This window comes from Corynebacterium ulcerans (assembly GCF_000767685.1).
GTDB classification, from domain to species: Bacteria; Actinomycetota; Actinomycetes; order Mycobacteriales; family Mycobacteriaceae; genus Corynebacterium; species Corynebacterium ulcerans.
The window spans coordinates 536,181-555,624 of the sequence record NZ_CP009622.1; the positions used below are offsets into that span (position 1 = coordinate 536,181).

At 55.9% G+C, this 19,444-nt stretch carries 14 protein-coding genes; 6 read left to right on the plus strand and 8 right to left on the minus strand.

What is annotated here, in order from left to right; all coding sequences use genetic code 11:
• Positions 1-59: 59 nt before the first annotated feature.
• From CULFRC11_RS02530 to CULFRC11_RS02540, 3 genes are read right to left on the minus strand one after another with little or no spacing between them, the layout of a single operon-like run.
• A complete protein-coding gene (locus tag CULFRC11_RS02530; protein WP_023635232.1) occupies positions 60-1,295 on the minus strand; it encodes a SatS C-terminal domain-containing protein in 1,236 nt (411 codons plus the stop codon).
• Positions 1,296-1,315: 20 nt separating this feature from the next.
• On the minus strand, positions 1,316-2,182 hold the full coding sequence (locus CULFRC11_RS02535; RefSeq protein ID WP_023635233.1) for a C40 family peptidase: 867 nt from the start codon (positions 2,180-2,182) through the stop codon (positions 1,316-1,318).
• Positions 2,179-2,448, minus strand: a complete 270-nt coding sequence (locus CULFRC11_RS02540) for a hypothetical protein (protein ID WP_023635234.1) — start codon at positions 2,446-2,448, stop codon at positions 2,179-2,181. The genes CULFRC11_RS02535 and CULFRC11_RS02540 overlap by 4 nt, the downstream gene beginning before the upstream one ends.
• Positions 2,449-2,512: 64 nt before the next feature.
• On the opposite strand from CULFRC11_RS02540, the gene upp reads away from it, so the two are divergent.
• Both upp and CULFRC11_RS02550 read left to right on the plus strand, forming a co-directional pair.
• Positions 2,513-3,148: a uracil phosphoribosyltransferase gene (gene upp, locus CULFRC11_RS02545; RefSeq protein ID WP_014836047.1), complete on the plus strand. Its 636-nt coding sequence runs from the start codon at positions 2,513-2,515 to the stop codon at positions 3,146-3,148.
• Positions 3,149-3,351: 203 nt separating this feature from the next.
• The gene (locus tag CULFRC11_RS02550) at positions 3,352-3,789 is read left to right on the plus strand and encodes a type II toxin-antitoxin system RelB family anti-toxin (protein WP_023635236.1); all 438 of its coding nucleotides are present in this window, start codon (positions 3,352-3,354) and stop codon (positions 3,787-3,789) included.
• A 45-nt stretch (positions 3,790-3,834) separates the two neighbouring features.
• Here the strand turns inward: CULFRC11_RS02550 and CULFRC11_RS02555 are convergent, their stop codons facing one another.
• Positions 3,835-5,436, minus strand: a complete 1,602-nt coding sequence (locus CULFRC11_RS02555; RefSeq protein WP_023635237.1) for a phospho-sugar mutase — start codon at positions 5,434-5,436, stop codon at positions 3,835-3,837.
• 352 nt (positions 5,437-5,788) lie between these two features.
• On the opposite strand from CULFRC11_RS02555, the gene CULFRC11_RS02560 reads away from it, so the two are divergent.
• The 3 genes from CULFRC11_RS02560 to CULFRC11_RS02570 all read left to right on the plus strand — a co-directional run bounded on the left by CULFRC11_RS02560 (position 5,789) and on the right by CULFRC11_RS02570 (position 12,489).
• Complete coding sequence (locus CULFRC11_RS02560) at positions 5,789-6,985, plus strand: amidohydrolase (RefSeq protein WP_023635238.1); 1,197 nt, start codon at positions 5,789-5,791, stop codon at positions 6,983-6,985.
• Positions 6,986-7,111: 126 nt separating this feature from the next.
• Positions 7,112-8,533, plus strand: coding sequence for an NAD(P)H-quinone dehydrogenase (locus tag CULFRC11_RS02565; protein ID WP_023635239.1), 1,422 nt, complete (start codon positions 7,112-7,114; stop codon positions 8,531-8,533).
• Between the two features lie 530 nt (positions 8,534-9,063).
• Positions 9,064-12,489 (plus strand): pyruvate carboxylase, encoded by a 3,426-nt coding sequence (locus tag CULFRC11_RS02570; RefSeq protein WP_023635240.1) that lies wholly within the window; start codon positions 9,064-9,066, stop codon positions 12,487-12,489.
• Positions 12,490-12,561: 72 nt separating this feature from the next.
• Here the strand turns inward: CULFRC11_RS02570 and CULFRC11_RS02575 are convergent, their stop codons facing one another.
• From CULFRC11_RS02575 to CULFRC11_RS02590, 4 genes are all read right to left on the minus strand, one after another.
• The gene (locus CULFRC11_RS02575) at positions 12,562-14,025 is read right to left on the minus strand and encodes an MDR family MFS transporter (protein WP_023635241.1); all 1,464 of its coding nucleotides are present in this window, start codon (positions 14,023-14,025) and stop codon (positions 12,562-12,564) included.
• A gap of 131 nt (positions 14,026-14,156) precedes the next feature.
• Positions 14,157-14,543 (minus strand): hypothetical protein, encoded by a 387-nt coding sequence (locus CULFRC11_RS02580; RefSeq protein WP_031270054.1) that lies wholly within the window; start codon positions 14,541-14,543, stop codon positions 14,157-14,159.
• Between the two features lie 115 nt (positions 14,544-14,658).
• A complete protein-coding gene (locus tag CULFRC11_RS02585; RefSeq protein WP_038620367.1) occupies positions 14,659-16,434 on the minus strand; it encodes an acetyl/propionyl/methylcrotonyl-CoA carboxylase subunit alpha in 1,776 nt (591 codons plus the stop codon).
• Positions 16,435-16,679: 245 nt separating this feature from the next.
• Entirely contained in the window at positions 16,680-17,558 is an 879-nt protein-coding gene (locus tag CULFRC11_RS02590; protein ID WP_023635244.1) for a sulfurtransferase, read from the minus strand.
• Between the two features lie 725 nt (positions 17,559-18,283).
• On the opposite strand from CULFRC11_RS02590, the gene CULFRC11_RS02595 reads away from it, so the two are divergent.
• Entirely contained in the window at positions 18,284-19,354 is a 1,071-nt protein-coding gene (locus CULFRC11_RS02595) for a Cj0069 family protein (protein WP_023635245.1), read from the plus strand.
• Positions 19,355-19,444: the final 90 nt, after the last annotated feature.

Sequence of the window (19,444 nt, forward strand, 5' to 3'; positions counted from 1 at the left end):
GAAAAAGCCCTACGCATTATGCGTAGGGCCGGAAAGAATCGACGATTCTTTCCGATTCTTTAGAACTTACTAAAACGCTTGGTCAGCATCGCTTCGAGTTCTTTCCAACCTTCTGCGTGGTCGTCGAAAGGCGGGGTTGGGGTGTAACCCGATGTTTCGCTGGACCCAAGCATGTAGGAGATGTAATCCTGCATGCGGGGGTTGGCCAGGAAGTAGGAGTTAAGAGAGTCGTCTGCGGCCCAGTCGGCGGCGTCGGCAAGCAGTTCGTAGGCGCGAGCCATCTGATCGGTGTCTACTGCATCGACACTGGAGTTGATGTCGCGGGACAAGCCGTTGAAGGAGTAGACGTTGTCGGAGTGCACGGTGACATCGAGCTCTCCGGCGTTAAGCGGAACCATGAGGTCTTCCCATGTGGAGACTTTTGCGAGGTCGTGATCGTCGTGTTCGACGAGCCAACGCAAGAGCGCTTTGGACGATGAGAAGGTGAAGATCTCACCAAATTTTCCGAGGAAAACGGGCTGCGCCTCAACATAGGTGCGCAATGTGTAGAGGGTGCGGCCGTCGATTGAGACCTTGATAGGGTCGATGCCGGATGCTGCCCAAGCGGTGGTGTCGTAGGGGTCGACCTTTTCGGCGTTGGCCTTCTTTTCCTCTTCAGCCTTTTCGCGTGCGACGCGAGCTGCTTCTTCAGCGTCTTTGATCCGGGTAGAGGCATCCTCGATGGAAGCGGAATCGCCTGTGAGATCTTTGATCGTGATCAGAGTGTCTAGGCTGTCGACGACAGTGTCCCAGTTGCTCAGGACCACACGTCCGATCGCGCTCCATTCCCCAAGGCCGTTTTCGCCTGCGAAATGATCGACGCCGCGCTCGGGGTTGCTCAGGATGGAGTGGGAGGAGAAGAAGACGAGGATATCAGTGGTGCCGGTGACGTCGCCAAGGCTGCGCGCAATCTTGAAGTTGCGAGCTACTGCGGAGACGTTGTCATAAGAGGGGCGCTCGGCAAGTAACTGGGGCGTGCCGACGATGTCGAATTCTTGGCGTGCAGTGGGAACAACGCGGTTGGCGGCTCCTGCATTAAAAGAATTCCACTTGGGGTGGTCGCTAAGATCGTGCTTTGCGCCGGATTCGAGGAAAAGTAGAAGCTCTTCAGGGGATGCGAATACGTAAAGATCGTCATCTTTTCCGAGGAATGCTTGCCATTCTGCGCCGTGTTCGCGCCATTCGGGCGCCCAGAGAGTGTAGAAGTCGCCCTCAGTCAGCGACAGTTTGACGGGAACGATTCCTTTATTAGCCATGGCTACGTATCCTAGCGGGTTTAGCCCGTTGGTCGGAAGTAACCCTTAAAAGCCATTCCCATATTCGTTGTACGTAATGGATTTATTTGAACGGGGTCTCCGGCCTCGATGATAGTTCCGTCCCCTGCATACATTGCTACATGCCCGTCCCAGACCACGAGATCGCCAGGGAGGAGCTGTTCATGGGTTACTTGTGTGCCCACTGTTTGTTGCTCCGCCAGGCGGGGGAGCTCTACGCCGGCTTGTCGCCAAGCCCATTGGGTGAGACCAGAACAATCGAATCCTGCAGTGGAGGTTCCTCCCCACTGATATGGAGTTCCCAAGGCGCTTTTGGCTGCAGTGACTGCCAACGCGCCGGGCAATTGGTGTATTGGTGTGCTTTCGTTGAGATTAGGCGTATGTGGCTCAGAAGAATCGGAGGCAACGCTGCCTGTCTCGATGGTGTCTACCCCGATGCTGGCTAACCGGTTCAATTCAGTGGTGACGTCGGAAAGCTTGGTAGAAGCTGTATGCAGGCGCGCGTAGGCAAGTCGAACATATGTGTCCGGTAACGCCGTGATTTCTGCCAGTGCGGGTACTGAAATAGCAGGGATTGGACTAAAAACGCGGGGTAATAACAGCGCTGCTTCTTTAAGGAAATCAGCCGCCATGTGGCCTAGCTCTGCACGAACTGCATCGATTTCGGCGTGGGCTCGGGGGAACACTCGATGTGCTTGGTCTATGTCGGTTGCTAGTCTGCGCGCGTCGTCGACAAGCTTTGGATGAGAGCCGAAAGCTGCGGCTAGAGGAACAGCAGCGTGGAAAAGTGAGACGCGGGGCAGCGTGAGTCGTTGTGCAGGCGGCGCGAGTGCGCTCAGCATGGAAACGACTGCTGCGAGGTTAATCACAATGACTCCAGTGAGGCTGCAAGGGAGGTGTCAGTGTTCTCTATAGTTTCGAGGTTGCGTAGCGCCGTGGCCGCGAGGTTTTCTGCGCGGGAACATTGCTCTGTAGCACGCGCCATAAAAGCCTCAACGCAGCTGTTATAAGCAGCGAAGAAACTGCCAAGCTCGGGCAGATTTGCTCCAGCATTGCGCACAATGGGGGCAGGGGCGGTGGCGTCGTCGACAAGCTGCGCAATGAGCGTGCGTGCGTGGTCTGGCTCGATCCTCATGAACACTTAGACGTTTGCGAGCGTAGTTCTGGTTCCCTGTCATAAGGAGGCTACGATGGAGGGCATGGAGATTACGATCGTTGACCACCCCCTTGCGGCGTCCCGACTAAGTATTATGCGAGATAAGCGCACCGATAACGCCGGCTTCCGAGCTGCGTTGGCCGACCTTGGAGCGATGCTGATCTATGAGGCTTCCCGAGAGTTAGAGGTGGAAAACTTTCCGATGAGCACCCCTGTGGCTGAAACCCAGGGGATTAGACTGCAAGATCCACCCATCATTGTCCCTATCATTCGCGCAGGCCTGGGCATGGTAGACCCAGCATTGTCGATGATCCCTGACGCTCAGGTTGGTTTCCTTGGGCTTGCTCGGGATGAAGAAACCCATGAGCCGGTGCCGTACTTGGAAGCGCTTCCGGCGGATCTTTCTGGGCGCACAGTGTTCTGTGTGGATCCTATGCTGGCTACGGGTGGATCGCTGCTGCATGCGATTAAATTGTTGGCAGACCGTGGTGCGACGGATATTACTGCAGTGTGCATGGTGTCTGCTCAGGCCGGAGTTGATGCCCTTGCTAACTCGGGGTTGCCGTGTCGATTGGTCACAGCAACGATCGACCCGGAGCTCAACGAGAACGCCTACATTGTGCCGGGCCTTGGTGATGCTGGCGACCGCCTCTACGGGCCGAGAAATATCGATCTCTAACACTTAGCTTATCGACGCGCCAGGGCGCGTTTTTCCAGGTGTACACAGCGCCTGCCACTGCCTATAACACTTAAATTATTGGTCCACCGCAAGCCATATTAGGATTGGAGAATATTTTCCAACAGGGATCCGGTGGCAATGGTCAAGGTATTGCACAATATATTGTGCGGACTTTGCCTATTGCGGTGGGCAGTGTGTGTTGCATGGTGAATGGTTGGCAGCAGTGGCCGAGTTTTGGTCACGCGTTGAGCGTGCGGTTGCGCACCCTTCGCAAGATGCGTGGCCTAAGCCAGGACCGGCTTGCAGAACTTTCTGATGTGAGCCGCAACCAAATCTCCAACCTTGAGCGCAATGAGAATAGCGCCACTAAATCCGCTGATCCCACGATGTCCACAGTCTATCGCTTGGCCCGGGCTTTGCATGTGCCACCTGCAGTGCTTTTACCTGCAGCGACGGACATTGTGCAGGATATCTGCAAAGATAACGCTGCTGATCTTGAAGTGGACCTCGTATGGCCCGCAGCCCCTGAAGACACACTGGCTTTTGATATTCAGCATCTCTACGGGCTGCGTATGGGGGAGAATCCACGATTCGTTGATCCTTCCGGGCCTCAAGCAGTACCGGGGGATATCCCAGACTGATTTCCAGGGGACGCGTAGAGCTACGCTAAAACCACTGAACAATCGCTAAAAGCGCAGCGCACGATTTCGTACCTCGTTGCACAACTGTGCAAGGAGCTCTTCAGCTTGTTCAACACTGGTAGCCTGTGACACCTCCACATACATTTTGACTTTAGACTCAGTGCCCGATGCCCGAACAATAGCTCTAATTGAGGCGTATTTGTTGCTGCCGCTGAGCTTGAGTCCACGAATCTCCGGCAGTTGTGTAGCTGTGACGGTAATACCGGCAAGGCACTCCGGTGGGTTGGCGATCCAATCGGAAACAAGCTCTGTGGGGTCGATAGTCCTCACCGCGATCTGGGTACCGGTGAAATAACCATATTGGCGATACAGATCATGTAGCGCACGATGCAATCCCACTCCTAACCCCTTAAGCTCTGCGGCCCATGCGCAGGCCACGAGGGCCGTGACCACGCCATCTTTGTCCCCCACTCGATGCAAATCGGGGGCCACGCCGTTTGCTTCCTCACATGCATAGGCGATCCCGCCATCGTGCGCAACGGAAGCTGCTGCGGCTGCCAGGTTTTTAAAACCAGTGGGGGTTTCTTGATACAACCATCCTCGATCCTTGGCCATCACACTAAGAAGCTGAGAAGAGACGATAGTAGTAGCTACGACTGGTTGCGGCTGAACATCTTCTGGAGTCCAATTGGGAACAAGACGAGCCGCAAGTAATGGGCCTAACTCGTCGCCTCTGAGCATGCGGAGGGTACCGTCTTCGGTGCGGATTCCCACGGCGCAGCGATCAGCATCTGGGTCTAGTGCGATGAGAATGTCGGCGTCGGTGGCTTCCCCATGCTCCAGTAACGCTGCCACTGCCGCGGGTTCCTCTGGGTTAGGAAAGTCCACCGTGGGGAAAGTGGGGTCGGGATACAACTGGGAATAGACGGGAAAGACGTGTGCAAACCCTGCGGCCTGAAGGCACACTTGTAACGTACGTCCGCCCACGCCATGCATGGCAGTAAAAGCGACGCGAAGATTAGCGCGGTCGGAATTGACGCGTAAGAGATCTGATTGGGCGGGGATGATCGTGGAGACTGCGTCATCAATGTAGCGGCGTAGGAGATCTGAGCTTGGTCGCACAGAGACGCGGGGTATCTGGAAAGAATCGTCTATTCCATCATAAATAGCTTCGATGCGACGCGCGCTGGCGTCGATAAGCTGCCTGCCGTTGTGGCAGTAGACTTTGTAGCCGTTATCCGCAGCGGGGTTGTGAGATGCGGTGATCTGAACGCCGCCATCGAGATCCCAAGTGCGGATGAGCCAGGGGATGAGTTGGGTGGGGGCGGGCATAGGCATGAGGAAGACCTCAAAGCCGGCGCCGGCGAACACCTCTGCTGTTGCAGTGGCAAAGGCATGTGAACCATAACGGGCGTCGTACCCCACGGCAACGCGCAGTGGAGCGGCATCATCGTGGAAGACGTCGCCGATTCCCTTGACCGGATCCTGAGGATACGTTCTTGCGTGATGTGTAGGGGAAGCTGCGGCTTCCTCCGCTAACCACATGGCCACCGCTGATGTGAATTTAGTGACGTTTCCTACGTTCATCTGATTGGAGGCTGGACCCACGGGAGCACGGACGCCTGCTGTGCCAAATCTTAAGGACATGTTTTGCCTCTTTTCTTACGTGAACTGGTGGAACGGATAAGAGCTGTGAAGTCACGGAAGGATCGACCGAGGTGTCGCTAACCTGAATTTATAAGTTTAGAGATTTCTTTCCTTGTGTGTCGGAGAATCAACTCTGCTCCCGGTCGGATGGTGGCCTTAGCGTGGTTTGTCGTAGTAATCCCGCATATATAGGTGTGTGCCAGTTACCACGCGCCCCGAGACATTGCTGCTGCAGTACACCGGAAGTGCGCTTGCAGTACATTTGCTACGCAATGCTAGCGTGGCCACCATATGGGTAGCTTTCCGCGGTTGACCCTCTAGGATGATCAGTCGAGGATGAAAGGGGTTGGTCGTGGCTACTTCGATTTCCGAGCATGTGAACGCTTGGATCGCGGATCATCAGGAGGAGGTGATCGGGTGGCGCAGGCATCTGCATCGTCACCCTGAGCTATCCCATATGGAGTTTGCTACCACTGACTTCATCGCAGAGACTCTCATCTCTTATGGACTGACCCCGCACAAGTTTCCCACGACTGGCTTGATGGTGGACATTGGCCCAGAGACGGAAGAAAAGTTGGCGTTCCGGGCAGACATAGATGCGCTGCCCATTAGCGAGCAGAACGACCTTGACTTCGCCTCCACCAACGCCGGGGTCATGCATGCGTGTGGGCACGATATCCACACAACAATAGCCCTAGCTACTGCTTGTGCACTCGCATCGGCAGAACTGAGCATGGGTGTTCGCATGATCTTTCAGCCAGCAGAGGAAGTCATGGATGGCGGTGCGCCGGATGTTATTAAGTATGGGGCGCTGGAGGGGATAGCCAATATCTTTGCAATCCACGCCGAGCCCAAGCTTAAGGTCGGATACGTAGGGGTGCGTGCAGGCGCCATTACCAGCGCATCTGATGTTGTTGAGGTTCATGTTGCGGGGCCAGGTGGGCATAGCTCGCGTCCGCATCTCACGGTGGATATTGTGTATGCGCTTTCCAAGCTGGCGATCGACCTGCCCGGTTTACTTTCTCGACGTGTGGATCCCCGCACCGGAACGGTATTAGTATTTGGATCTATTAATGCAGGGTATGCGCCAAATGCTATTCCAGAATCCGGTTCGGTAACCGGTACGATTCGCACAGCGGACATTACCGTATGGCGGAAGATGGGGGAGCTTCTGCGCGAGCTTATTCCACAGATTCTTGCGCCTACAGGATGCGAGGTATCTATCGTTCATCACAAGGGGGTTCCCCCGGTGCTCAATGATGACGTGGCTACAGCAGTGCTTGCCGACGCCGCCCGCAGCATAGATCCCAACGCAGTCGTGCAGGCACCGCAGTCATCGGGCGGCGAAGACTTTTCGTGGTACCTCGAACATGTGCCGGGCTCGATGGCGCGGCTGGGATGTTGGGACGGGGTAGGAGAGCCCGGTGACCTGCATCAGGCGGACATTCTTATAGATGAGCGCTGTATTGCTGTTGGGGTTAAATTATTCGGTGCAGTTGCGGAGAGGTATAACCACAACGCTGAACTCTTTTCAAAGCCTTCGTTGTGAGACGAGGGGGTGGCGTCGAGAAGCTCAAGGCTGAGCTGCCCCTGTTTTACCCACGACTTGTCGTATGTCACAAGGCATGTCTTGTGCTGCGTTAGACTATGTGCGGATTAACTAACCAGCCCACCCATGTCTGGAGGAATTTTGACTCGAATCGTCATTATCGGCGGCGGCCCCGCTGGATACGAGGCCGCACTTGCTGGTGCTAAATATGGTGCCCAGATCACTATTATCGAGGATCGCGGTTTGGGTGGGGCGGCCGTCATCAACGATTGTGTGCCATCAAAGTCCTTTATCGCGGGCGCCAATATTAAGACTGACCTGCGGCGTGCGGATGACATGGGGCTGAACAAAGGGATAGGCGAGGCCAATCTTCTTCTGGACGCGCTGAATGCCCGCGTGCAGGCCTTGGCAGGGGAACAGTCTGGAGATATTCGCCGTTCCATGATCAATCATGGGGTGCGGGTGCTCGATGGGCGGGGATCGTTCGACGATTACAACCCAAAGCAGACCCTCCACTACATCAAGGCCGAACTAAACGACGGCACCGTGGAAACGATTGAATGCGACCTGGTCCTCGTGGCCACTGGTGCCACCCCGCGTATCCTCCCTGGTGCGCAACCAGATGGAGAGCGCATTCTTACTTGGCGACAGGTCTATGACCTTAAAGACCTTCCTGAGCACCTTATTGTTGTCGGCTCAGGCGTAACGGGCGCGGAATTCGTATCGGCGTTTGCAGAACTAGGCGTCAAGGTGACCATGGTGGCTTCCCGCGACCGCATTTTGCCTCACGACGATGCCGACGCCGCCGATACACTTGAAGCCGTGCTCGCTGAGCGGGGCGTCTCGTTGGAGAAGCATGCTCGCGTGGACTCGGTTTCTCGTACTGAAGACGGCGGTGTCTGCGTACGCACCTCCGACGGCCGTGAGATTTTTGGTTCTCATGCGCTTATGACCGTAGGTTCTATCCCCAATACCAAGGATTTGGGGTTGGAGAAGATCGGCGTAGAGATGACTCGCTCGGGACATATTCATGTAGACCGTGTCTCTCGCACCAACGTTCCCGGTGTGTACGCCGGTGGTGACTGCACCGACCTTTTCCCGTTGGCTTCTGTCGCCGCCATGCAGGGGCGTATCGCCATGTATCACGCGTTGGGTGAGGGTGTGAAGCCGCTTCGTTTGAAAACCGTTTCCACGGCAGTGTTCACGCGCCCGGAGATTGCAGCAGTAGGTGTGACACAGCATCAGATTGAGTCCGGTGACGTCAATGCACGCACGGTGATTCTTCCGCTAGAGACTAACCCGCGGGCGAAGATGCGTTCCTTGCGCCATGGTTTTGTCAAGATGTTCTGCCGTAGGCACTCGGGCATTATTATCGGCGGCGTTGTTGTGGCGCCTACTGCGTCGGAACTGATTCTTCCGATCGCAGTGGCTGTAACTAACCAACTCACGGTGTCTGACTTGGCAGAAAGCTTTGCCGTATATCCTTCTCTGTCTGGTTCCATTACAGAGGCTGCACGCCAGCTTGTGAGCCACGACGACTTGGAGTAAAGCTTTTGGCTGAAGGTCCTTCCTATCGTTCTTTCTGCCTTTTTCGATCCTGTATAGATTGGAAGCCCAGCGTGGGCGGAGGGAACGGTGGCGGCTCGTTGCAGGGATCTCCTAGGGGGTGCAACGGGCCGGCGACTGGAAGACGTGTGGCGATGCTCCCCGTTGTAGGGGCATCCTCAACGAATTGAACAAAAGAGGGGTGGGGGAGAGCACGTTTTATGGGGAACGCTCTTGCGCTGTTGCAAGAAAACTCCATTTAGGCGCTTACATGTGTTGCCTGGTGCGGATGGAAAAAGCTCGGCAAATTTTGCATAACAGGTGTAGTAAAAGCGTGAAATATACCGCTAACCGGAAACCTATGCTGATTCTTTTGTTGCGGGTGGGTAGACTCAACAACCGTCGTTGTAACTCTGCTCACAAGCTGGGTTTTCTGCCTGAAGGAACACCTTTTTGGGGTTGTTCTTGAGGAGATAACTAGGCCTTGAGGGCAAGGGTTACGTGTCTCGTTAAAACACAAGGACTCTTTAGCCGTGCATCACTCCACGCAGAAAACCGCGACGCACCACCCGACGTCGTTTTCCAAGATTTTGGTCGCTAATCGCGGCGAGATTGCAGTTCGTGCTTTCCGTGCCGCATTTGAGACTGGGGCTTCAACGGTAGCTGTCTACCCAATGGAAGACCGGAACTCCTTCCACCGGTCATTTGCCTCCGAGGCTGTTCTCATTGGTGAGGGCGGGTCCGCAGTTAAGGCATACCTCGACATTGATGAGGTCATCCGTGCCGCTAAACAAACAGGCGCCGATGCCGTGTATCCAGGCTATGGATTCCTTTCAGAAAACGCCCAATTGGCCAGGGAATGTGCAGCAAACGGACTTACCTTCATTGGCCCGCCTCCTTCGGTGCTCGACCTGACGGGCGATAAGTCTGCAGCTGTAGCTGCAGCACGCGAGGCAGGTCTTCCGACTCTCACTGAGACCGAGCCCACAGATGATCCGAAAGAATTGGCGATTCTTTCCAAAGACCAGGTCTACCCACTCTTTGTCAAAGCCGTTGCAGGCGGTGGCGGCCGAGGGATGCGTTTCGTCGAAAAGCCAGAGGATCTGGAGAAACTAGCGGCGGAGGCTTCTCGTGAGGCCGCTGCTGCATTCGGCGACGGACGCGTCTACGCTGAGCGCGCTGTGATTAATCCACAGCACATTGAGGTCCAGATTCTGGGTGACGCCGAGGGCAATATCGTTCACCTCTACGAGCGCGATTGTTCGCTGCAACGCCGACACCAGAAGGTCGTGGAGATTGCGCCAGCGCAGCATCTCGATCCTGACTTGCGTGATAAGATCTGCGCAGATGCTGTGGCTTTCGCTCGCCACATCGGCTACATGGGCGCAGGAACCGTGGAATTTTTGGTTGATGAGGACGGAAACCACGTCTTCATTGAGATGAACCCCCGCATCCAAGTGGAGCACACGGTGACTGAAGAAGTCACCCAGGTGGACTTGGTTAAGTCGCAGATCATGATTGCGGCTGGCGCGACGCTAGAGCAGCTGGGGCTGCGCCAGGAAGACATCCATACTGAAGGTGCGGCTTTGCAGTGCCGCATCACCACGGAAGACCCTAATAACGGCTTCCGCCCAGATACCGGAACTATCACGGCGTATCGCTCCCCAGGTGGCGCCGGTGTGCGTCTCGACGGCGCTGCCATGCTTGGCGGAGAGATCAGCCCGAATTTCGACTCCATGCTGGTAAAGATGACCTGCCGTGGCGCGGATTTTGAAACGGCAGTTGCCCGTGCGCAGCGTGCGTTGGCGGAATTCGTGGTTTCTGGTGTGGCTACCAACATTGGTTTCCTGCGTGCTTTGCTGCGCGAAGAAGATTTCCAGTCCAAGCGTATAGCCACCGGCTTCATCGCTGATCACCCATGGCTGCTCCAGGCACCTCCCGCGGATGACGAGCAGGGCAGGATCCTGGATTACCTTGCAGACGTGACCGTGAATAAACCACATGGTGTGCGCCCCGCTGTGGTCAATCCGGTGGAGAAGCTTCCTGCGGAATCCAAAGAGGAACTCCCCAGGGGCTCCCGCGATCGACTTCTCCAGCTAGGTCCGGTGGAATTTGCACGCGCCCTGCGCAAACAAGACGCACTCGCGGTTACTGACACCACGTTCCGCGACGCGCATCAGTCGCTGTTGGCTACGCGCGTTCGTTCTAACACGCTTATCGACGCCGCCCGCCACGTCGCACGCCTCACACCTGAGCTCCTCTCTGTTGAAGCGTGGGGCGGTGCAACCTACGACGTTGCCATGCGATTCCTCCACGAGGACCCGTGGGAGCGCCTAGACCACCTGCGCGAGGCCATGCCCAACATCAACATTCAGATGCTGCTGCGCGGGCGCAATACCGTGGGCTACACCCCCTACCCAGATTCCGTGTGTGCCGCTTTTGTCAATGAGGCAGCACGCTCAGGTGTAGACATCTTCCGTATCTTTGACGCACTCAATGACGTCTCCCAGATGCGCCCCGCTATCGACGCAGTCCTCAACACAGGAACCACCATTGCCGAAGTCGCAATGGCCTACTCTGGTGATCTCACTGACCCGAACGAGAAGCTCTACACGCTGGATTACTACCTCAAGCTTGCAGAACAAATCGTTGACTCAGGCGCTCACATCCTGGCGGTCAAGGATATGGCTGGGTTGATGAAGCCAGCCGCTGCCACCAAGCTGGTTTCTGAGCTGCGCAAGAACTTTGATCTGCCGGTGCACGTTCACACTCACGACACAGCAGGCGGCCAGCTGGCCACGTACTGGGCTGCGGCAGCCGCCGGCGCAGACGCTGTGGATGGCGCTTCCGCACCGCTGTCGGGTACCACGTCGCAGCCGTCGCTCTCCGCCATCGTGGCGGCCTTTGATAATACCTACCGCTCGACGGGGCTTTCCCTCGACGCTGTCGGATCTCTGGAGCCGTACTGGGAGGCTGTTCGCAAGCTGTACGCGCCGTTTGAATCCGGAACCCCCGGGCCAACCGGACGCGTCTACCTCCACGAAATCCCTGGTGGTCAGCTTTCCAACCTACGGGCACAGGCCATTGCCCTAGGCTTGGCTGATCGCTTTGAGCTCATCGAAGACAACTATGCAGCTGTCAATGAGATGCTCGGACGACCCACTAAAGTCACCCCGTCCTCCAAGGTCGTTGGCGACCTAGCCCTTTACCTGGTCGGCGCGGGAGTCGACCCCAAGGACTTTGCAGCCGACCCACAAAAGTACGACATCCCTGACTCTGTGATCGCTTTCCTCCGGGGAGAATTGGGAACTCCTCCCGGCGGCTGGCCAGAAGAGCTGCGCAACAAGGCTCTCGCCGGACGCAAAGAGCCAAAGGACACCCTTGCTGAGCTTCCTGCCGAGGACGCTGCGGCACTGGCGGACCAAGCTACCGTTCGCGGGACTTTGGATCGTTTGCTGTTCCCTAAGCCGGCACAGGAGTTTTCGGAGCACCGTCGTCAGTTCGGCGACACCACAAAGCTGGGTGACGCAGAATTCCTGTACGGCCTGGTGGAGGGCAAAGAGACCGTCATCCATACCGCGGACAGCAACGTTCCTATGATCGTAAGGCTCGATGCAGTGGGTGAGCCTGATGAGAAGGGCATGCGGAATGTTGTATGCAACGTCAACGGGCAGATCCGTCCGATCCTGGTCCGGGATCGAAACGTCGAATCCATCACAGCCTCCGCTGAAAAGGCGGACGCATCCAACGTTGGACACGTTGCAGCACCATTCTCTGGTGTGGTTACCGTGACTGTAGAACCTGGCACGAAGGTTGCGGCAGGAGATCCCGTTGCAGTTATTGAAGCCATGAAGATGGAAGCCACCATTTCGGCCACCACAGATGGAATTGTGGAACGCATCGTGATGACGCAACCCACCAAGGTTGAAGGCGGAGACCTACTACTGGTTATTGCCTAAGGCTCACACAGCCTCAAAGGGCGGCCACTCGTATGTGAGTGACCGCCCTTTGAGCGTCGATACGCAAAGTTATCATTCAGGTTGAGTCGAATGGACCTTAGTCGCAGCAACAGGCGTGATAAACAATGAAGCCGCCAAAATTAGTCCAGTGAAAACGGTGCCCGCCACGAACGCGGAGGTCGTGCCTTCTGCCTGCGCTACTGCAGGAGCAGCCGCAGAACGCGTTGCGACGATAGCCATAATTCCGATCATCACCGCAGTCCCCATAGCGCCGCCTAGCTGCTGAAGCGTATTCACGATCGCCGAGCCATGTCCATAGAGGCGTGTAGGAAGGGACGACAAAGAGACTGCCATCAAAGGGGTCATCACCAAAGCAAGTCCTACACAGAAAAGGCAATCAACAACGACCACAATCAGCACTGAAGCCTCAGCCGTGAACATGAGAGCCGCAGCAAGCATTGACCCGAACATCAAGATCGCGCCGGGAATTACCAGGGGACGAGGGCCTGCGCGGTCGTAGAAACGGCCAATAAAGGGTGAGACCAGACCCTGAAATAATCCGCCGGGCAATAACACTAGGCCGGTGGTGAGGGCAGAAACGCCGATTCCTTCCTGCAAATAAATCGAGATCACATTTACCGTTCCCAAGAGCGCAGTGAGGCCCAGCATGAGGACTATTGCTGATAAGACGAAGTTGCGGACAGCAAAGGGAGAAAGGTCTAAAAGTGCACGGCCTGATTGCGCCAACCGTAGCTGTCGGCGCACAAAGATCGCTAAAGCCCCTAGACCCGCGAAGAAGACTGCGGCGGGCAGCCAGTGGCCGTCGACAAGCTCGCGCATGGTGGAAAGCCCGTAGATCATCCCTCCGAATGCTAGGGCTGAGAGAATTAGTGAGGCTGTATCGAAGGGCACGCGAGAGACTTCTTGCACATTGGTTACTACAACAAAGCCCAGAATAAAGACGGTCACAGCGATCGGGATCACGACCCAAAACAGCCAGTGCCATGACAAAGAATTCAGAATGAATCCAGACAAGGTTGGGCCAAAGGCCGGAGCTACTGAGATAACAACTGCGTTGACGCCCATTATCGTGCCGCGTTTGGCTGGCTCCACCAGCGTGATCGTCATGGTCATGAGCAAGGGCAGAACTATGGCGGTGCCCATCGCCTGGACAATTCGCCCTGCGACCAATACCCAGAAAGCAGGGGCGATGGCACACATCAGTGTTCCCAGGATGAACAGACCCACGGCAGTTAAAAAGTTCATCCGGGTAGTAAACCGTTGTAGTAGGAAGCCGGTTGCCGGAATGACGACGGACATAGTGAGCAGAAACCCAGTGGCCAACCACTGAACGACGTCGGCGGTAACTCCAAAATCGGTCATGATTGATGGAAGTGCCACCGACAGCACCGTTTCATTCAGAATCATGATCATCGTCGCGACAACGACGACGCCAAGAATTAATCCCACCCGTGGTTTTGGAGATGTTGTGGTTCCCTGAGTTGGCTCGGGGATGCGTTGCGGTGAAGTCGCCACGGGACGTCCTATCTTTGTTTTGATTACTCTTCTGTGGTGCGAAGGGGAAACGCGTAAGCCGCCACAAAGCATGACAGCTTACGCGGCGGCGGGGAGTTTGGGAAAGAATCGTCGATTCTTTCCCACAAAGATCATCTTGTCAGGGTGATCCCATGCGCAGCGCACCACCGCTCGATGGGCCCCCGGATTTCCAGAACACCGTCGCCGACCGTCTTTTGGTCGAGGATGGGGTCGTTGGGTAATTCCCGTGCGGGGTCACCTGCGGGAGCGATGTCGAGTATGCCGCTGAGACCGTGTTCTGTCGTAGTCAGATGGAGAACCGCGAGAGCAATCATATCGATGTTTGTCTGTTCGCATACTGCCCAGGAGTACATGGAATTGTCGTGCCAACGGTGGTGGGCTTCATCCACATCAAAGTGGGCGTCGATCAGACGGATGGCGGGGGTGTCATCGATTCGGTCGTCGTTATGCAGGGGGCGTGCATAGAAGCGTCCGCCGTTGATATCGGTTGGTTCCATAGCAAACATTCTAGAACGTTGTTCAATGATCGCACAGACACACAAAGGCCGCATGCTTTTCGACGAAACATCGATGAGCACGCGGCCTTCAAGCAGATAAAGCTGGTGTGGCTTGCTACTTAATTTCGAGTAGAACCTGTCCCTTAGTCACACCTTCGCCTGCTGCGGCGACAAGGCCGGTGACGGTGCCGGACTTGTGGGCCTTGACGGGGTTTTCCATCTTCATAGCTTCGAGCACTACAACGGTGTCGCCTTCGGCAACGTCAGCGCCTTCTTCTACGTTGACCTTGATAACGGTGCCCTGCATTGGTGCTGCGACTGCGTCACCGGAGACTGCAGCCTTGGAGCCGCCAGCACGGCGCTTCTTGGCCTTCTTCTTTACACCGCCGGAGCCACCAAGTGCGAGGTCGCCAGGCAGGGCGATCTCCACGCGGCGGCCGTCGATTTCCACGACGACCTTTTGGCTTGGGGTTGCTTCCTCGTCCTCAGCGACGTCCGCGGGATCGACGTACGCAGGGATTGGGTTATCCCATTCTTCCTCGATCCACTTGGTGTACACGTCAAAGCCGGTGCCGTCGCCAACGAAGGCGGGGTTTTCAACGATGTGGCGGTGGAAGGGGAGGACGGTTGGCATGCCCTCTACGACGTATTCATCGAGCGCGCGACGCGCGCGCTGGAGAGCCTCATCACGGGTCTCTCCATAGACGATGAGCTTTGCCAGCATAGAGTCGAATTGTCCGCCAATGACAGACCCCTCAACGATGCCGGAGTCCATGCGTACGCCGGGGCCCGAAGGCTCAACGTACTTAGTGACCTTGCCTGGGGCTGGCATGAAGTTGGAGCCTGCGTCCTCACCGTTGATGCGGAACTCAAAAGCGTGGCCGCGTGGTGTGGGGTCTTCCTTGATGTGGAGTTCTTGTCCCTCGGCGATACGGAACTGTTCGCGGACAAGATCGAGTCCGGTGGTTACCTCGGTAACTGGGTGTTCCACCTGGAGTCGGGTGTTGACCTCAAGGAAGGAGATGAGGCCATCGGCGCCCACGAGGTACTCCACGGTGCCGGCGCCATAGTATCCGGCTTCACGGCAAATCCGCTTTGCAGACTCGTGGAGGGAAGCACGCTGTTGGTCTGTGAGGAACGGGGCAGGGGCCTCTTCGACGAGCTTCTGGAATCGACGCTGCAAGGAGCAATCGCGGGTGCCTGCAACGACGACGTTTCCATGCTGGTCTGCAATCACCTGGCACTCAACGTGGCGGGCTTTGTCCAAGTAACGCTCGACAAAGCACTCACCGCGGCCGAATGCGGAAACAGCTTCGCGGGTAGCGGACTCGTAGAGGTCTGCGACCTCGTCCATGGTGTAGGCGACCTTCATACCGCGTCCGCCGCCGCCAAAGGCTGCCTTAATGGCAATGGGGAGACCGTGCTCTTCTGCGAAAGCCACAACCTCGGCTGCATCCTTGACCGGTTCTTTGGTTCCGGGAGCCATTGGTGCATCGGCTTTAAGAGCGATGTGGCGAGCCGTAACTTTGTCTCCCAGGTCACGGATGGATTGCGGGGATGGTCCGATCCAGATGAGTCCTGCGTCGATGACTGCTTCTGCAAAGTCACCGTTTTCGGAGAGGAAGCCGTAGCCGGGGTGAATAGCGTTGGCGCCGGACTTGCGGGCTGCGTCGAGAATTTTTTCTACAACGAGGTAGGACTCAGCGGAAGTCTGTCCGCCGAGCGCAAATGCCTCGTCTGCCAGGGACACGAAAGGGGCCTCGGCGTCTGGCTCTGCGTATACAGCAACGCTTGGGATGCCGGCGTCGCGCGCGGCGCGAATGACTCGAATGGCGATCTCGCCGCGGTTAGCAACGAGAACCTTCGTGATCTTCTTCTGTTCCACAGACACTGAAGCTCTCCTAGTTCTTGTGAAAGTATGGTGACCAATGTGACGATGGCCTTCGTAGCCACGTTAATCGCATAAGTCCGAACGGTTATCGATTATGCAGAGTGGCCTACCGAATTTTTCAGCAGGCCGTTGAATATCGATGCGTTGTGCATCACATATTGTTGCACATTCGGCACTTTTTCAAAGCAAAAACTCCTAGAGATTTCACTGCATGAGCTTTTGCTGCCGAAAGTAATTATAGACTCCTAGGCTTGGCCCGGCTCATCTCCGGTGGCGATGGGCATCTTGACCATGTTGCCCCATTCTGCCCAAGAGCCGTCATAGTTCCGGACAAAATCGTATCCAAGCAGGTGTTTTAGTACGAACCATGTATGGGCTGCGCGATCTCCCACTTGGCAGTAAACGATTGCTTCGGAGTCCTTGGGGACCTCTGCATAGAGTGCGGCGAGTTCTTCGGCGGAACGGAAGCGGCTATTGGGGTGTACAGATTTTTCCCAAGGAATATTCACTGCGGTGGGGATATGCCCCCGCCTTAGGACCCCAGAAGAGGGGGAGCCGGCGTCGGCGGTGCCGTTGTATTCTGCGGCGCTGCGGACGTCGATAAGCTTTGGTGCGCCGAGTTTTTCTAGGAGTTCCTGAACGTAAATGCGGTCTGGATGGTCGGCACGCTTAACCACTGGATAATCGGTGGCGGGATATTCCGGTACGGCGTAAGAGGTGTCGCGTTCTTCTGCCATCCAGGCGTCGCGTCCGCCGTTGAGGATGCGGACGTCTTCATGTCCAAAGAGTTCAAAAATCCACAGGGTGAAGGCTGCCCACCAGTTGGACTTATCTCCGTAGATAACCACCGTGTCATCGCGTGCGATGCCCTTGGCGCTCATGAGCGCGGCAAAGTCTTCGCCGGTGATGTAGTCACGGACCGTCTTGTTATTGAGGTCTTTTGCCCAGTCGATGCGGACGGCGCCGGGGATATGTCCGATGTCGTAGAGCAGGGAGTCCTCGTCAGACTCCACTACTCGGAGTCCCTTCGTGCCCAATCGTGCACTGAGCCACGAGGCGGAGACGAGTTTCTCGGGATGTGCGTAGTCCTGGAATAGGGGATGGGGATCGTAGGGTGCGGGCATTGGACGACCTTTGCGCTTACGTGAAATTACGGATGATTGATGAATTGTGGATGCACTTCTTGATAGATATCAAAAATTTTAAACCACTCGGCGGAGAGAGGTCAGTGCCTTAATCGCCACGATGTGACCACTGTAACCATTTTTGGTCATGTTGTAGTGGTAGGGAACGGACATTAAGAGCCCCCGTGACGATGTCGTCTAGTGCGCTCCTTTTGTGCAATTTCCCATTTCCTGCACTGTGAGGTCAGGCCTGAACTTTTACAACCGAGATACTTCTAGCTTATGCAATATAAGGGTTCTACGTCACCGGAAAAAGTAGATGTGTTTTTCATTACTGCAGTCTTTGTTGTGATCCCTCGGAGCCTAGAGATCTAATACGATGAAAGTGAGGTGTGTGACACGAGACTATGAATCCGCGCGTCACGCCAGCAATAACATGGTCAGGCCTGTGCAATTGAAATCTCGAAACTTTTAGTTTGTGGTCTGGCTTCCGTTGGCGTCGTAAAGCTTGCAACGGCAACAGCGGTTAACGGTGGTGTGTCGCGGGGGTGGGTTTGAAAAAGTAGTGCCACGTTATGTGCATTGTTGTGTCCTGTTGATCGCTGATCCTCTCTAGGCGACTGGGTAGCAGTTGTCTCGTTTAATAGTTCGAGGTGCTTTTTGGAAGGCATCGCGAGCATGCGTAGGTCCGGAGGGCCTCCGAAGATCCCCGAAAGGTTAGATACATGCACAAGAGCATCGTTGTATTCGAAGTAGAAGGCGGAAGTGACAAGCAGTTCAACGGTCACCGCAAAGATACGCTGCCCATCGTTGACGCAATCAAGGAAAAAGGGTGGCATTCTGAGGTAGTTTTCTACCGTCCTGAGTGGTCTGAACAGCTGTTTGACTATGTATCGCAGAACTTTGATGGCTATATTTCTCGCGTTAACCCAGGCAACATTCCTGGCGGAGAAAAAGGCTACTTTGAGCTGCTTACTAAGCTTTCCGACGCCGGCCTCGTGGGCATGTCCACCCCGGCAGAGATGATGGCCTACGGTGCAAAGGATGCCCTGGTTAAGCTCAACGACACAGATCTAGTCCCCTCGGATACCGCCGCTTATTACGACGTCGAGTCCTTCCACAGCACTTTCCCCACATCCCTGTCGTATGGCGAGCGCGTACTCAAGCAAAACCGCGGCTCCACCGGTTCCGGTATTTGGCGCGTGCAGCTGGAAGATAAAGAACTTGCAGCTTCTGTCGTTCCAGGAACCGCGCTGTCACTCGATACCAAGCTGCGCTGCACCGAGGCAGTGGACAACCACACGGAGATCCGCGAACTCGGTGAGTTCATGGACTTCTGCGACCAATACATCATCGGCGACAACGGCATGCTGGTAGACATGCGCTTTATGCCGCGCATTGTGGAAGGTGAGATTCGCATTCTCCTCGTCGGCCCGCATCCAGTCTTTGTTGTTCACAAGAAACCAGCTGCAGGCGGAGACAACTTCTCCGCGACACTCTTCTCCGGCGCAAAGTACACCTATGACAAGCCAGAGGCATGGCAGTCGCTCGTGGATATGTTTGCCGACGCTCGCCCCGTGATCGCGGAGAAGCTCGGCGGCGACAACATCCCACTGATCTGGACTGCCGATTTCATGCTTGCCGACGGCGCCGACGGCGAGGACACCTACGTTCTAGGGGAAATCAACTGTTCTTGCGTTGGTTTTACGTCTGAATTGGACATGGGAATCCAAGAGCTCGTAGCCCAAGAGGCAATCCAACGCGTAGAAAAGAAGTCGGAAGCTAAGAACGCTTAACCGTCCCCTTTCGCGATGTAAAAGCCATGTTTTAATGCGTGACGTGTGGCGTATTTTCACGCGTCCTCGTAGGTTTGTAACTCCAACTCC

Excerpts from the sequence above, each read along its gene's own strand:
- CULFRC11_RS02555 (WP_023635237.1), bottom strand. The coding sequence starts at position 5,436 with ATGTCCTTAAGATTTGGCACAGCAGGCGTCCGTGCTCCCGTGGGTCCA.
- upp (WP_014836047.1), top strand. The coding sequence starts at position 2,513 with ATGGAGATTACGATCGTTGACCACCCCCTTGCGGCGTCCCGACTAAGT.
- CULFRC11_RS02540 (WP_023635234.1), bottom strand. The coding sequence starts at position 2,448 with ATGAGGATCGAGCCAGACCACGCACGCACGCTCATTGCGCAGCTTGTC.
- CULFRC11_RS02580 (WP_031270054.1), bottom strand. The coding sequence starts at position 14,543 with ATGGAACCAACCGATATCAACGGCGGACGCTTCTATGCACGCCCCCTG.
- CULFRC11_RS02595 (WP_023635245.1), top strand. The coding sequence starts at position 18,284 with ATGCACAAGAGCATCGTTGTATTCGAAGTAGAAGGCGGAAGTGACAAG.
- CULFRC11_RS02550 (WP_023635236.1), top strand. The coding sequence starts at position 3,352 with ATGGTGAATGGTTGGCAGCAGTGGCCGAGTTTTGGTCACGCGTTGAGC.
- CULFRC11_RS02590 (WP_023635244.1), bottom strand. The coding sequence starts at position 17,558 with ATGCCCGCACCCTACGATCCCCATCCCCTATTCCAGGACTACGCACAT.
- CULFRC11_RS02530 (WP_023635232.1), bottom strand. The coding sequence starts at position 1,295 with ATGGCTAATAAAGGAATCGTTCCCGTCAAACTGTCGCTGACTGAGGGC.
- CULFRC11_RS02565 (WP_023635239.1), top strand. The coding sequence starts at position 7,112 with ATGTCTGGAGGAATTTTGACTCGAATCGTCATTATCGGCGGCGGCCCC.